General features: G+C 62.7%; 2 protein-coding genes. Both read right to left on the bottom strand.

The window, feature by feature from the left end; translation table 11 throughout:
* Positions 1 to 246: alcohol dehydrogenase catalytic domain-containing protein (locus ACFWJO_RS40830; protein ID WP_386873465.1), on the bottom strand; the 246-nt coding region annotated here is incomplete at its 3' end.
* A 494-nt stretch (positions 247 to 740) separates the two neighbouring features.
* On the bottom strand, positions 741 to 1,061 hold a 321-nt coding region (locus ACFWJO_RS40825; RefSeq protein WP_386873463.1), incomplete at its 5' end, for a winged helix-turn-helix transcriptional regulator.

The following is a 1,061-nucleotide window of genomic DNA, read 5'->3' as shown; positions in this document are numbered from 1 at the left end:
GTCACCGACCCGCCAGGTCCGCACGCCAGGGCCGACCGCGTCGATCACGCCGACCGCCTCATGCCCCGGAACCACCGGCGAGGACGGATCGGGGCGCATCCCCTCGACGGCCACGACGTCGGAGTGGCAGATTCCGCAGGCCTCGACCCGCAGACGTACATCTCCCGGTGGAGGCTCCGACACCTCCCGCTCCACCAGCTCAAACTTGCGCGACCCTGTGACCTCGGATGCTCGGTAGGTCGCCATGACACTTCCTTCATGCGATAAGTCCTGCGCGCCGAAGCGCCCGAGTCCGACCGAGGTTCCGGTCGGGCCGTTGAGCCGTGCGCCTCAATATACCGTTGAACCGTGCGCCTCAACATAGATGACCGGTCGTCTCAGGCTATGGGGGCGACGGCATCCGTCATTCGGGCTTCCGGCAGTCGGGGGCCTCGGGACGTGGAGATAGTGGATCGGGGTGCCGTCGATTTCGACTTTGTTACAGCGACACCTGACTGTTTTCGATTACATTGCACGCCAATCGAATTCGTCGGACCATACCTTGCAACCACGATTTCTCGACGCCGTAGTCCCAGGATTCGACGGCGACGTCGCCCTAGCGAGTGGGGCGCAATCGTGCGCTCATTTGAAGGTTGTTGTCCTGGATGTCGAATCGTGAACGATTGCGGTCCGGTGCTCCACGGAATCAGGCCCCTTTCGTGTGAACGGACCGACTCTGGTGCGAATCGGTGCTCTATTGGTCAGGTCTCAGCGTGCCGGTTCACGGTGATCGGCGCGAGCGTGACGTCCTCGAGCATAAGGGGGCGTCCGCCTTGTGATGTCAGCACCATCTCTGCGGGTGGCTTCCCGGTTGCGCGTTCGACCACGCGAGTCATCTCGTCCCCGTCGTCGAAGAGGTACTTCTGCCCCCACTGTCGCAGTGCGGACAAGACGGCGTGGAAGTCGCGGCCTTTCTCCGTCAGGACATACTCGTGCGAGTTGCCGAGCGCGCTCTCTTGGACCTCGAAGATCCCCTTGTCGACGAGATTCTGCAGGCGGACGCTGAGGACGTTGCTTGCAAT

Source organism: Streptomyces sp. NPDC127092, from assembly GCF_042722475.1.
Lineage (GTDB): Bacteria > Actinomycetota > Actinomycetes > Streptomycetales > Streptomycetaceae > Streptomyces.
This window is presented reverse-complemented; position numbering and strand designations above follow the sequence as displayed.